This window comes from Modestobacter sp. SYSU DS0290 (assembly GCF_054050955.1).
In genome coordinates, this window is record NZ_JBJHAI010000007.1 from 156,198 (window position 1) to 167,983 (window position 11,786).

The window sequence follows — 11,786 nt, forward strand, 5'->3', positions numbered from 1 at the left end:
GGCGTTCAACAGATCGGAAGAGAGAGACATGAAGCGTTCCGTGCGCAACGGAATTGCCATCGCGACGATGTCCGGGGGCATGTGGCTCCTCGGGCAGGCGGTGGCCAGCGCCGACGAGGTCGCTCCTGCGCCCACCGCCCCCTCGGCCGACACGGCCAGCAGCGAGACCAGTTCGGGCAACGCGACGGCGGCCAGCACCACCACCTCCTCGGCCACGGCGGGTGCGTCCACCACCACCGGCGGCACCGCCACCAACGGCGCGGTGGCCGGCGGCGACGGCGGGACGGTGCACGCGTCCGGCGACACCGGCGGCAACACCAGCACGGTCAGCTCCGGCACGGTCGGCGGGAAGTCCGGTGGCGGCGCGACCGCCTCCTCGACCACCTCGACCGGCAGCGTCACCAACACCGGCACCGCCAACGGCGGCTCGGTCACCGACAGCGCGAACCCCTCGGTCGGCACCACCACCGGCGGCAGCCCCACCGCCGTCGGTGGGGACGTCACCTCCACCACCAAGGCCAGCACGGGCAACGCCACGACCACCACCAGCAACGGGGACGGCGGCGGGCACGTCAGCTACGCCGGCTCCGCGGTGGAGTCCGGCAACGCCACCGCCGGCAGCACCAACAGCTCCTCCGCGACGGCGGGCGCCTCCACCACGGCCGGCGGCGTGGCCGCCAACGGGGTCGTGGCCGGGGGGGACGGCGGCACCGTGACGGCCGGCGGGAACACCGGCGACAACGACAGCAGCGCGAGCTCCGGCAACGTCGGCCGGGGCGGCGCCGACGCCCACGCGACCACCGCCACCGGCGCGGTGACCAACACCGGCACCGCCAACGGCGGCTCGGTGACCGACAGCGCCAACCCCTCGGTCGGCGACACCACCGGCGGCAGCCCCACCGCCGTCGGTGGGAACGTCACGTCGACCACCAAGGCCAGCACCGGCAACGCCACGACCACCACCAGCAGCGGAGGCAGCGGCGATGGCGGCGGCGTCCACGTGGGCTACGCCGGCAGCGCCGTGGAGTCGGGCGCGGCCGGGGCCGCGAGCAGGAACACCTCGACCGCGAACGCCGGCACGTCCACCACGATCGGCGGCGGCGCGGCCAACGGCGCCGTCCTCGGCGGCAACGGCGGCACGGTCAACGCCGTCGGCAACACCGGCGGCAACCGCACCGACTCGACCGCCGGCACCGTGACCACCAGCGGCGGCGGGCACCCCGGCGGCGGGGGCAAGCCCGGCGGCGGGCACTCCGGCGGCGGGCACTCCGGCGGCGGGCACTCGGGCGGCGGCGCGAGCGCCGGTGGGACCACCTCCACCGGCTCGGTGACCAACACCGGCACCGCCAACGGCGGCTCGGTGACCGACAGCGCCAACCCCTCGGTCGGCGACACCACCGGCGGCAGCCCGACGGCGGCCGGCGGGGACGTCACCTCCACCACCAAGGCCAGCACCGGCAACCACACCACCACGACCAGCAGCGGCTCCGGCAGCTCCGGGGGCGGGGTGTCCGTCGGCTACGCGGGCAGCGACGTCGACTCCGGCAAGGCGACGGCCGGCAGCAGCAACTCCTCGTCGGGCACCGCGGGCGGTTCCACCACCGTGGGGGGCACCGCCGGCAACGGCATCGTGGCCGGTGGCAACGGCGGCACGGTCAACGCCATCGGCAACACCGGGGGCAACACCACCTACGTGTTCTGCTTCTCGGTGACCGGCACGCCGACGTGCACCAGCGTCATCACCACCGGCTCGGTGACGAACAACGGCAGCGCCAACGGCGGCAACGTGGTCGGCAGCGGCAACCCCGCGGTCGGCAACACCACCGGCGGCAGCCCGAACGCCTCCGGCGGGCACGTCGGCAGCGGTACCGGCGCCCACTCCGGCAACACCACCGGAACCGGCAGCGGCTCCGGCAGCGGCTCCTCGACCGGTGGGAGCACCGTCGGCTCGGGCAACGCCACGGCCGGCAACAGCAACTCCTCCTCCGGCACCGCGGGCGGTTCCACCACCGTGGGCGGCACCGCCGGCAACGGCATCGTGGCCGGCGGCAACGGCGGCACCGTCACGACCGTCGGCAACACCGGGGGCAACACGGCCTACGTGTTCTGCTTCTCGGTGACCGGGGCCGTGAACTGCTCGGCCGTCATCACCACCGGCGACGTGACCAACAACGGCAGCGCCAACGGCGGGAACGTGGTCGGCAGTGGCAACCCCACGGTCGGCAACACGACCGGTGGCAGCCCGAACGCCTCCGGTGGTGACGTCGACAGCGACACCGGCGCCGACACCGGCAACACCGGGAACACCGGCGGTGGCAAGACCGACGACGGCAAGACCGACGACGGCAAGACCGACGACGGCAAGACCGACGACGGCAAGACCGACGACGGCAAGACCGACGACGGCAAGACCGACGACGGCAAGACCGACGACGGCAAGTCCGACGACGACTGCACCGAGAACACCGCCGGTGGCACCAAGGGCGACACCGACGTCGTGGTCGTCGAGGTTCCGGTCACCGAGGTGGAGGTCGTCCACGTCCCCGCCACCGAGGTCAAGGTCGTCCACGTGGCGGCTGCCCACGCCCCGGTCGCCGCAGCTCCGGTCGCCGCAGCTCCGGTCGCCGCGGCCTCCTGGGCCCCGGTCAGCTCCTCCGGTGGCGGCCAGACCGCGTCCGGTGAGCTCGCCTACACCGGCAGTGACGTCTCGGTCCCGCTGACGGCGGGCCTGGTCGCGCTGGCTGCCGGCGCCGGTCTCTCGGTGGCTGCCCGCCGCCGGCAGACCGAGCAGGCCTGATCCCCGGCCCGCCGCCCCTGTGCTCCCGGGGCGGCGGGCCGGCACCACCGCAGGAGCGGACGCCGTCCACCGGGTCTCCCGGCGGGCGGCGTCCGCACGCCGGGCGTCAGCTGGCGGGGGACACCGAGCTCATGTTGAAGTCGGGCACCCGCAGCGTCGGCATCGCCGCGCGGGTGAACCAGTCGTTCCACTCCCGCGGCAGGGTCCGCTCGGTGACGCTGGCCTCGGTGGCCCGGGCGAGCAGGTCGACCGGCGACTCGTTGAACCGGAAGTTGTTCACCGCGCCGGTGACCTCCCCGTTCTCCACCAGGAAGACGCCGTCGCGGGTGAGGCCCGTGAGCAGCAGGGTCTGCGGGTCGACCTCCCGGATGTACCAGAGCGTGGTGAGCAGCAGCCCCCGCTCGGTGTTCGCGATCATCTCCGCCTGCGTGGCGGTGGCGTTCGGGTCGCTCAGGATCAGGTTGTCGACGGCCGCGGTCGCGGGGGCGGTCTGCTTCAGCGCCCAGGCCCGGGGCCGGATCAGGTTGGTCAGCACGCCTTCGCGGATCCAGTCCACCGCCGGCGTCGCCATGCCGTTGTCGAAGACCGACGCCGACCCCGAGGAGCCACCGACCACCTGGAAGGGCGCGGCCTCCAGGCCGGGGGCGTGCGGGTCGCTGCGCAGGGTCAGCGGGAGCCGCGCGAGCCGGTCGCCGATCCGGTTGCCCCCGCCGGCCCGGGCGTAGACGCTGCGGCCCTCGTCGGCGTCCCGCGCCTCCATCGTCCAGTAGGCGTTGATCATCAGGTCGCTGACCGCCGACGGCGGCAGCAGCGTCTCGTACCGGCCGGCCGGCAGCTCGACCCGCCGCTGCGACCAGGCCGCCTTCTGCTGCACCTCGGCGGCCAGCGCCGCGACCGAGACGTCGGTGAAGTCACGGGTGCCGACGCCGGCCCACACCGACCGGCCGAAGTCGCGGTCCTTGCCGTTGAGCTCGACCCGCCCGGTCGGCTGGTCGTGCCGCAGCCGCAGCCCGGTCGAGCTGCCCAGGTACGTCGTGGTCATCGCGTGCTCGGCGAACCCGAACAGCAGCTCGTCGCGGCCGCGGGCCTCGGCGAACGCCTGGCCCAGCGCGGGGGCGAACTCGCCGAAGACGCCGATCGAGGTCTCCGCCGGCGGGGCGTCCCAGTCGCCGGCGCCGGGCGGCGCTCCGCTGTCGCCCGGGGCGATCAGCGGCATCGCGTCCTCGGCCGGGCCGGCGTCGCGGGCGGCCTGCTCGCTCATCGCGACCAGCTCGGCGACGTCCGGGGTGCCGGTGCGGGCGACCGTGCCCACGGCCATCCCGGCGCCGCCGTCGGCGAAGCTGATCACGACGACCTGGCGGGACCGCATGGCCCCGTTGGTGGTCAGGCTGTTGGACGCCCAGCGGAGGTTGGCCTCCGAGCTCTCCACCACGTAGGTGACCTGCCCGTCGACCGTCGACGCCGCCAGCGCCTGCTCGACCAGCTGCTGCGGCGTGATCATCGGCCGGACTCCTGCGCGGTGTTGAGGATCGTGGTGTTCTCGAACAGCGCGACCGGGCAACCGTGGCTGACCGCCGCGACCTGGCCGGGCTGGGCCTTGCCGCAGTTGAGCGCGCCCCCCAGCTGATAGGTCTGCGGGCCGCCGACGACGCTCATCGAGCCCCAGAAGTCCGTCGTCGTCGCCTGGTAGGCGACGTCGCGCAGCTGTCCGGCGAGCCGGCCGTTCTCGATCGCGTAGAAGCGCTGGCCGGTGAACTGGAAGTTGTAGCGCTGCATGTCGATCGACCAGCTCTTGTCCCCGACGACGTAGATGCCCCGTTCGACGCCGGCGATGAGCTCCTCGGTGGAGGGCCCGGCCGGGTCGGGCTGCAGCGAGACGTTGGCCATCCGCTGCACCGGCACGTGCGCGGCGGAGTCGGCGAAGGCGCAGCCGTTCGAGCGGTCCATCCCGCGCAGCCGGGCCATGTTGCGGTCGACCTGGTAGCCGACCAGCACGCCGTCCCGGATGAGGTCCCACCGTTGCCCGGCGACGCCCTCGTCGTCCCAGCCGACGGTGGACAGCCCGTGCTCGGCGGTGCGGTCACCGGTGACGTTCATCAGCGGCGAGCCGTACTGCAGGGTGCCGAGCTTGTCGACGGTCGCGAAGGAGGTGCCGGCGTAGGCCGCCTCGTAGCCCAGCGCCCGGTCGAGCTCGGTGGCGTGGCCGATCGACTCGTGGATGGTCAGCCACAGGTTCGTCGGGTCGACGACCAGGTCGTAGCGCCCGGCCTGGACCGAGGGTGCCTTGGTCTTCTCCCGCAGCAGCTCGGGGATCTCCGCCAGCTCACCGCGCCAGTCCCAGTGCCCGCCGGTCAGGTACTCCCAGCCGCGGCCGACCGGCGGCGCCAGGGTGCGCATCGACTCGAACGCCCCGGTGGCCCGGTCGACGGTGAGCGCGGTGAACTCCGGCTCGATCCGCACCCGCTGCTGGCGGGTGCGGGTGCCGGCGGTGTCGGCGTAGAACTTCTGCTCCTTGACCTGCAGCACGCTGCTCTGCACGTGCTCGACGCCGTCGCCGGCCAGCAGCTGCTCGGACAGGTCGGTCATCAGCGCGGTCTTCTCCGCGTCCGGGACGGCGAACGGGTCGACCTCGTAGGCCGAGACCCACTCCCCGTCGTACGCCGGCTCCGGGGCCAGCTCGACCCGGTCGGTGTTGATCGCCGCGGAGACCTGCGCGACGGCGACGGCCTCCTCGGCCAGCCGCACCGCCTCGGCCGCGGTGAGCACCACGCCGGCGGCGAAGCCCCAGGTGCCCTCGTACACGACCCGGACGGCCAGGCCCAGGTCCTCGCCGTCGGCGAGCGACTCCAGCCGGGCGTCGCGCAGCCGGACGGACTGGGTGCGGATCCGCTCGACCCGCAGGTCGGCGTGCTCGCACCCCAGGTCGACGGCGCGGGTCAGCGCGGCGTCGGCGAGGGCGGACAGCGGGAGGGCGAGGAACGACTCGTCCACGGAACGGGGTTGTGCCACGGGTCCGTGTCTACCAGGCGGACCCGGCGGGGCACGACGGAGTTCCTGAGCACGGCTACAGACCCCGGCCGGCGCACCGTTGTGCGCTCACCGTCGGTCTGCGGCCGGGTGGACGACGACGAGCGCACAACGGTGGCGTGACCTGCGGCCGGCTCACCGCGCATCGTCGGCGCCCTCCGCGGGTAGGCGCTGGCATGGCCGCTGACCAGGCAGACCCTGTCGACGACGTCACGCTCACCTTCGGCGGCACCGCGACGACGCTGCTGCGGCTGGGTCCGTTCACCCTGCTCACCGATCCGAACTTCCTGCACCGGGGCCAGCGGGCGCACCTGGGGTACGGGCTGCGCAGCAAGCGGCTGACCGACCCCGCCCTGGTGCCCGCCCAGCTCCCGGAGCTGGACGCGATCCTGCTCAGCCACATGCACGGCGACCACTGGGACCGGATCGCCACCCGGGCGCTGCCCAAGGAGACCCCGGTGGTCACCACCCCGGAGGCGGCGCGCTGCTTGGCGGAGCGGGGGTTCGGCGCGACCTCCGACCTGCGGCCCTGGCAGACCCACGAGATCAGCTCCGGCGACGACGTCCTGCGGATCACCAGCGTCCCGGGCGTGCACGGCCCCGGCCCGCTCGCCCGGTTGCTGCCCGAGGTGATGGGGAGCGTGCTGGAGCTGGTGCGCGGCGGGCAGGTGACCTGGCGCGGCTACGTCAGCGGCGACACCCTGTACCGCCCGGCGCTCGGCGAGGTGCTGCAGCGCTGCGGTCCGCTGGACGTGCTGATCCCGCACCTGGGCGGCACCAAGGTCCTCGGGGTCACCGTCACCATGGACGCCCGGCAGGGCGCCGACCTGGTCGAGCTGTTGAAGCCCCCGGTCACGGTGCCGGTGCACTTCGACGACTACTCGTTGTTCAAGAGCCCGCTGGGCGACTTCGTCGCCGAGGTGGCCCGCCGCCGGGCCCCGGGCGAGATCCGCACCGTGGGCCGCGGCCAGACGATCTCGCTGCGCGCCTGACCGTCCGGCGGGACGAGGCGGGCCCCGCCGGTGCCTCACCCCAGGAGAGGGCGGACGTTCTCCGTCCAGACGTCCCAGCCGACCCGGCCGATCAACGCGGTGACGACGACCAGGAAGACCACCCGGATGAAGCGGCTGCCCCGGGCGGTCGCCGTCCGCGCGCCCAGGTAGGCCCCGAGCACGTTGGCCGCACCCATCAGGATCCCGAGACCCCAGAGGACCGCCCCGTAGGGCGCGAAGAAGAGCAGGGCACCCAGGTTGGTGGCGACGTTGACGATCTTGGCCTTGGCGCTGGCGTTGAGGAAGTCGTACCCCAGCAGCGACACCAGGGCGAACACGAGGAACGACCCGGTGCCCGGCCCGAGGATGCCGTCGTAGAAGCCGATGACGGCGCCCGTCGCCGCGGCGACGCCGTGGTGGCGGCGCCCGCTGTGGCGCAGCGCGGTCACCTCCCCGAGGGAGGGGCGCAGCACGGTGAACGCCGCGATCGCGATGAGCGCCACCACGATGACCGGCTTGAACACGCCGGCCGGCAACGCGGCGGCCACCGAGGCCCCCGCGAAGCTGCAGACCAGGGCGATCCCGGCCATCGGCAGGGCGGTCCGCAGATCGGGGTGCACGCGGCGGTGGTAGGTGACGGCGCTGGTCGTGGTGCCGGCGATCGAGGCCAGCTTGTTCGTCGCGAGCGCCTGGACCGGGCTCATGCCCGGGACCAGCAGCAGCGCGGGCAACTGCACGAGCCCGCCGCCACCGACGACGGCGTCGATCCACCCGGCTGCCAGCGCGGCGACCAGCACCAGCGCGAGCACCTCGGGGGTCAGCCCGTCCGGGAACGCGTCGAGCATCCCGGCCACGGCCTCCTCACCTCGGCCGGCTCGTCTCCCCGTCAGCGGAACGGAACGGCCGGCCTCTCCCGGAGAGCTTCCCCCGGCCCACCGCCGGCCGGCGCCACGACGCGTGAGAGATCGGCGACTCCGGTCGACGTGCAGGTCGGCGACCACCGCCATCTGTGGGGCGAGGAGTCGACCGCCGGGCAGGCATGACCTGGCCGGCGCCCGGGCAGGACCGGTCGATGGAACCCGTGATCCGGAACAGCGCCGACGTCGAGCTCGAGACCTGGGACGACCCAGTGCGGGGAAAGGTCTCCTTCCGGGTGCTGTTCAGCCAGGACCGGACGCCGACCGCCGCGCTGTACACCGGCCTCACCGAGCTGCCCCGCGGCGGCTGGCTGGGGCGGCACCGGCACACCGCGACCGAGGTCTACCACCTGATCGAGGGGCGCGGGATCGTCGTCCTCGACGGCGTCGAGCACCCGGTGGCCGCGGGGTCCGCGGTGTTCATCCCCGGCGACGTCGAGCACGGCATCCGCAACACCGGCGACGGTGCGCTGCGGTTCGTCTACGCCTTCCCGACCGACTCCTTCGACGACGTCCGCTACCGGTTCAGCGACGAGGAGTGACCCGGACGGGGTTCAGCGGCCGGCGAGGCGCAGCGCCCGGGTCTGCACGTCGGCGCGTAGCTCCGCCTCGTCGACCGTCGTCGACACGCCGTCGCGGACGACCTGGCGCCCGGCCACCCAGGTGTCGCGCACGTGCCGCGAGCCCACCGACCAGACCAGGTGGGTGAGCAGGTCGGTGGCCTCGCCGACCGGGACGAAGGCGATGTCGTCGGTGTCGACGTGCACCAGGTCCGCCCGCCGCCCGGCGGTCAGCTGGCCGAGGTCGTCCCGGCCGATCGCCGCCGCGGCCGCGCCGGTGGCCAGCCAGAAGGCCTCCGGGGCGGTGAGGGCGGTCGCGTCCCGCTCGCGCAGCCGCGCCAGCTGGGCGGCCAGCCGCAGGTCCTCGAACAGGTCCAGGTTGTCGTTGGACGCCGGTCCGTCGGTGCCCATGCCGACCCGGATCCCCAGGTCGAGCATGTCCCGCAGCCGGGCGGTGCCGCTGGCCAGCTTGGTGTTGCTGCCCGGGCAGTGGGCCACGGCGACGTCGTACTCGCGCCACAGCTCCAGGTCGCCGTCGTCCATGTGCACGCAGTGCGCGCCCAGCACCCGGCCGCCGAGCACGTCGTGGCTGGCGAGCAGCTGCGGCACGCTCAGGCCGTGCTGGGCCAGCAGGTCGGCGCCCTCGGTCGTGGTCTCCGCGACGTGGGTGGTGAGCAGCATGCCGTGCTCGCGCGTGACCTCGGCGGCCTGGGTGAGCACCGGCAGCGGGACCGTGTAGGCCGAGTGCGGTCCGATGCCCCACTCGACCTGGTCGTCACCGGTGCCGGCCGACGCGGCTGCCCGCGCCAGCTGCTCGTCGAAGCTGCCGAACCCGGGCAGGCCGATGAGCGGGTGGGTGATCACGCCACGCGCTCCGGTGCGCCGCACCGCCGCGGCCATCCGCTCGGGGTGGAAGTACATCTCCACGCTGGTGGTCACCCCGTGCCGCAGCATCTCCGCCGACGCCGCGGTCATCGCGACCTCGACGTCCTCCGGGGTCAGGTTCGCTTCCCGCGGCCACATCACCTCCCGCAGCCACCGGTCCAGCGGCAGCCCCTCGCCCTGCCCGCGGAACAGCACCATCGGCGCGTGCGAGTGGGTGTTCACCATGCCGGGGGTGAGGACGCCGGGCAGCGCGGTCACCTCGGCACCGGGGGCGTCCGGCGCGTCGGCAGCCGGCCCGACCCAGCGGATGAGCCCGTCCTCGACGTCCAGCACGGCGTTCGGGACGACGGTGCCGGCCCGGTCGCCGACGACGACGGCGCGGGCGGTGAAGCGCTGCAGCATGGAAGCTGAACCTAGTGCCGCCGGCGCCCGCAGGCAGGGCAACGGCACCGGGGGCGCGGATACCGTGACCCGCATGCACCCTCTCGCCGCGGCCGCCTCGAACGAGGGCGGCATCACCGGCTTCCTGCTCGACCTCATCGACAGGCTGGGGGCGGTGGGCGTCGGGCTGACCATCCTGATCGAGACGGTGGTCCCGCCGATCCCCAGCGAGGCGGTGCTGGGCGCCGCCGGGGTGCTGATCAACGACGGCCGGATGTCGATCGTCCCGGTCATCCTGTGGGCCACGGCCGGCTCGGTCGTCGGTGCGACCGTCCTGTACTGGGTCGGCCGGCTGCTCGGCCCGCGCCGGTCGCACGCCTTCCTCGACCGGTTGCCGCTGGTGGAGACCTCCGACGTCGACCGGTCGTTCGAGTGGTTCGCCCGGCACGGCCGGGGCGCGGTCTTCTTCGGCCGGATGGTGCCGATCGTGCGCAGCTTCGTCTCGGTGCCCGCCGGGGTGGTCAGGATGCCGATGCCCCAGTTCCTGCTCTTCACCACCGCCGGCAGCCTGCTGTGGAACTGCCTGCTCATCGGCCTCGGGGTGGCGGCCGGTGACTTCGTGCAGGCCAACCTGCAGTACCTGGACTACGCCGTGGTGGCCGTCGCGGTGGCGGCGGTGGGCTGGTTCCTCTACAAGAAGGCCACCGGCAGGTACCGGCGACCGCCGAACGCCGGTGCCCACCTGCCGCACGACGAGATGGACCAGCCGTGACCGCACTGCGCACCCGCCCGGACGTCGTCGCCTTCGACGTCAACGAGACGCTGCTCGACCTCGCGCCGGTGCAGGCGGCGCTGGTCGAGCGCGGGCAGCCCGGCCACCTGTTGACCACGGTGTTCGCCCGGACCCTGGTCACCGGGTTCGCGGCCGCGACCGTGGGCACGTGGTGCCGGTTCCGCGACGCGTTCGAGACGTCCCTGGCGCAGCTGACCGGTCTGCCGGCCGCGGAGTGCTCGGCGGTCGCCGACGCGTTCATGGAGCTCTCGCCGCACCCGGACGTCGAGCCGGCGTTGCGCCGGCTGGCCGAGGGCGGGGTGCGGGCGGTCACGCTGAGCCACGGCTCTCCCGGCGTCGCCGAGGCCGGGCTCTCCCGCGGCGGGGTGACGCCGCTGGTCGAGCGGACGCTGAGCACCGAGTCGATCCGGGCGTGGAAGCCGAACCGCGAGGCCTACCTGTGGGCAGCCGGGGTCTGCGACGTGGCTCCCGAGCGGATGGCACTGGTGGCCGCCCACTCCTGGGACGTGCTCGGCGCCGGGCGGGCCGGGCTGACGACCGGCTGGGTGGCCCGCACCGAGCAGGTGCCCGCCGCGGTGTTCGAGCCGCCGCACGTGCAGGGCCGGTCGCTGCCCGAGGTGGTCGACGCGCTGCTCGCCCTGCCCGCCCCCGCGTGAGCACCGCACACGACGTCCCCACCCCGCTCGGCCCGGCCCGGGCGTACCGCGACGACCCCGCCGGTGACGTGCGCGGCACCCTCGTGCTCGGTCACGGCGCCGGCGCCGGGAGCGCCACCGCCGACCTGCTCGCCGTCTCCGCCGCAGCCTGCGCGGCCGGCTGGCGGGTGCTGCGGATCGACCAGCCGTGGGTGGTCGCCGGCCGGCGGATCGCCCCGGCCCCGGCCCGGCTCGACGAGGGCTGGACGGCGGTGCTCGCGCACCTGCGGGACGACGGCACGCTGACCGGCCCGCTGGTGCTCGGCGGCCGCAGTGCCGGTGCCCGGGTGGCCTGCCGCACCGCCGGGGAGCTCGGCGCCGCCGGGGCGCTGGGTCTGGCGTTCCCGCTGCACCCACCGGGCAGGCCGGAGAAGAGCCGCGCGGCCGAGCTGCTGGCGGTCACCGTCCCGCTGCTGGTCGTCCAGGGGGAGACCGACGCCTTCGGTCGGCCGGCCGAGGTCGAGGCGGTGCTGCCCGGCCGGGTGCACGCCGTCCCCGGCGACCACGGCCTGAAGAAGGACCCGGCCTCGGTCGCCACCGCCGTCGTCGACTGGCTGGCCACGCTGCCCGGCTGACCGTCCGTCCCGCGCCTCGGGAGGGGGTCTGCGCGCAGTGGGGGGGGGGGGGGGGGGGGGGGGGGGGGGGGGGGGGGGGGGGGGGGGGGGGGGGGGGGGGGGGGGGGGGGGGGGGGGGGGGGGGGGGGGGGGGGGGGGGGGGGGGGGGGGGGGGGGGGGGGGGG

At 74.7% G+C, this 11,786-nt stretch carries 10 protein-coding genes; 6 read left to right on the plus strand and 4 right to left on the minus strand.

Annotated features, from left to right (window positions below; genetic code table 11):
* Window positions 1-28: 28 nt before the first annotated feature.
* On the plus strand, window positions 29-2,797 hold the full coding sequence (locus ACI795_RS08985) for a beta strand repeat-containing protein (RefSeq protein ID WP_457075150.1): 2,769 nt from the start codon (window positions 29-31) through the stop codon (window positions 2,795-2,797).
* A 106-nt stretch (window positions 2,798-2,903) separates the two neighbouring features.
* Here ACI795_RS08985 and ACI795_RS08990 read toward each other — a convergent pair whose 3' ends face one another.
* Together ACI795_RS08990 and ACI795_RS08995 are read right to left on the minus strand one after the other, a co-directional pair.
* Window positions 2,904-4,298, minus strand: coding sequence for a metallopeptidase TldD-related protein (locus ACI795_RS08990; RefSeq protein ID WP_457075151.1), 1,395 nt, complete (start codon window positions 4,296-4,298; stop codon window positions 2,904-2,906).
* Window positions 4,295-5,788 (minus strand): TldD/PmbA family protein, encoded by a 1,494-nt coding sequence (locus ACI795_RS08995; RefSeq protein ID WP_457075152.1) that lies wholly within the window; start codon window positions 5,786-5,788, stop codon window positions 4,295-4,297. Before ACI795_RS08995 ends, ACI795_RS08990 begins: the two co-directional genes overlap by 4 nt.
* Before the next feature lie 212 nt (window positions 5,789-6,000).
* Here ACI795_RS08995 and ACI795_RS09000 point away from each other — a divergent pair, with 212 nt between their 5' ends.
* Window positions 6,001-6,816, plus strand: a complete 816-nt coding sequence (locus ACI795_RS09000; RefSeq protein ID WP_457075153.1) for an MBL fold metallo-hydrolase — start codon at window positions 6,001-6,003, stop codon at window positions 6,814-6,816.
* A gap of 35 nt (window positions 6,817-6,851) precedes the next feature.
* Here ACI795_RS09000 and ACI795_RS09005 read toward each other — a convergent pair whose 3' ends face one another.
* The gene (locus tag ACI795_RS09005) at window positions 6,852-7,661 is read right to left on the minus strand and encodes a sulfite exporter TauE/SafE family protein (RefSeq protein WP_457075160.1); all 810 of its coding nucleotides are present in this window, start codon (window positions 7,659-7,661) and stop codon (window positions 6,852-6,854) included.
* Window positions 7,662-7,888: 227 nt separating this feature from the next.
* Here ACI795_RS09005 and ACI795_RS09010 point away from each other — a divergent pair, with 227 nt between their 5' ends.
* A complete protein-coding gene (locus ACI795_RS09010; RefSeq protein ID WP_457075154.1) occupies window positions 7,889-8,275 on the plus strand; it encodes a cupin domain-containing protein in 387 nt (128 codons plus the stop codon).
* A gap of 12 nt (window positions 8,276-8,287) precedes the next feature.
* Here the strand turns inward: ACI795_RS09010 and ACI795_RS09015 are convergent, their stop codons facing one another.
* Complete coding sequence (locus ACI795_RS09015; RefSeq protein WP_457075155.1) at window positions 8,288-9,580, minus strand: amidohydrolase family protein; 1,293 nt, start codon at window positions 9,578-9,580, stop codon at window positions 8,288-8,290.
* 73 nt (window positions 9,581-9,653) lie between these two features.
* On the opposite strand from ACI795_RS09015, the gene ACI795_RS09020 reads away from it, so the two are divergent.
* The 3 genes from ACI795_RS09020 to ACI795_RS09030 are packed head-to-tail and all read left to right on the plus strand — an operon-like array spanning window position 9,654 to window position 11,622.
* Window positions 9,654-10,331, plus strand: a complete 678-nt coding sequence (locus ACI795_RS09020) for a DedA family protein (RefSeq protein WP_457075156.1) — start codon at window positions 9,654-9,656, stop codon at window positions 10,329-10,331.
* Window positions 10,328-11,008 (plus strand): HAD-IA family hydrolase, encoded by a 681-nt coding sequence (locus ACI795_RS09025; RefSeq protein WP_457075157.1) that lies wholly within the window; start codon window positions 10,328-10,330, stop codon window positions 11,006-11,008. The genes ACI795_RS09020 and ACI795_RS09025 overlap by 4 nt, the downstream gene beginning before the upstream one ends.
* Window positions 11,005-11,622, plus strand: a complete 618-nt coding sequence (locus tag ACI795_RS09030; RefSeq protein ID WP_457075158.1) for an alpha/beta hydrolase family protein — start codon at window positions 11,005-11,007, stop codon at window positions 11,620-11,622. The genes ACI795_RS09025 and ACI795_RS09030 overlap by 4 nt, the downstream gene beginning before the upstream one ends.
* The last annotated feature ends 164 nt before the right edge of the window (window positions 11,623-11,786 follow it).

What these genes read in the sequence shown, in the direction of transcription:
- ACI795_RS08985 (WP_457075150.1), top strand. Translation starts at nt 29, where the DNA reads ATGAAGCGTTCCGTGCGCAACGGAATTGCCATCGCGACGATGTCCGGG.
- ACI795_RS08990 (WP_457075151.1), bottom strand. Translation starts at nt 4,298, where the DNA reads ATGATCACGCCGCAGCAGCTGGTCGAGCAGGCGCTGGCGGCGTCGACG.
- ACI795_RS09000 (WP_457075153.1), top strand. Translation starts at nt 6,001, where the DNA reads ATGGCCGCTGACCAGGCAGACCCTGTCGACGACGTCACGCTCACCTTC.
- ACI795_RS09005 (WP_457075160.1), bottom strand. Translation starts at nt 7,661, where the DNA reads ATGCTCGACGCGTTCCCGGACGGGCTGACCCCCGAGGTGCTCGCGCTG.
- ACI795_RS09010 (WP_457075154.1), top strand. Translation starts at nt 7,889, where the DNA reads ATGGAACCCGTGATCCGGAACAGCGCCGACGTCGAGCTCGAGACCTGG.
- ACI795_RS09015 (WP_457075155.1), bottom strand. Translation starts at nt 9,580, where the DNA reads ATGCTGCAGCGCTTCACCGCCCGCGCCGTCGTCGTCGGCGACCGGGCC.
- ACI795_RS09020 (WP_457075156.1), top strand. Translation starts at nt 9,654, where the DNA reads ATGCACCCTCTCGCCGCGGCCGCCTCGAACGAGGGCGGCATCACCGGC.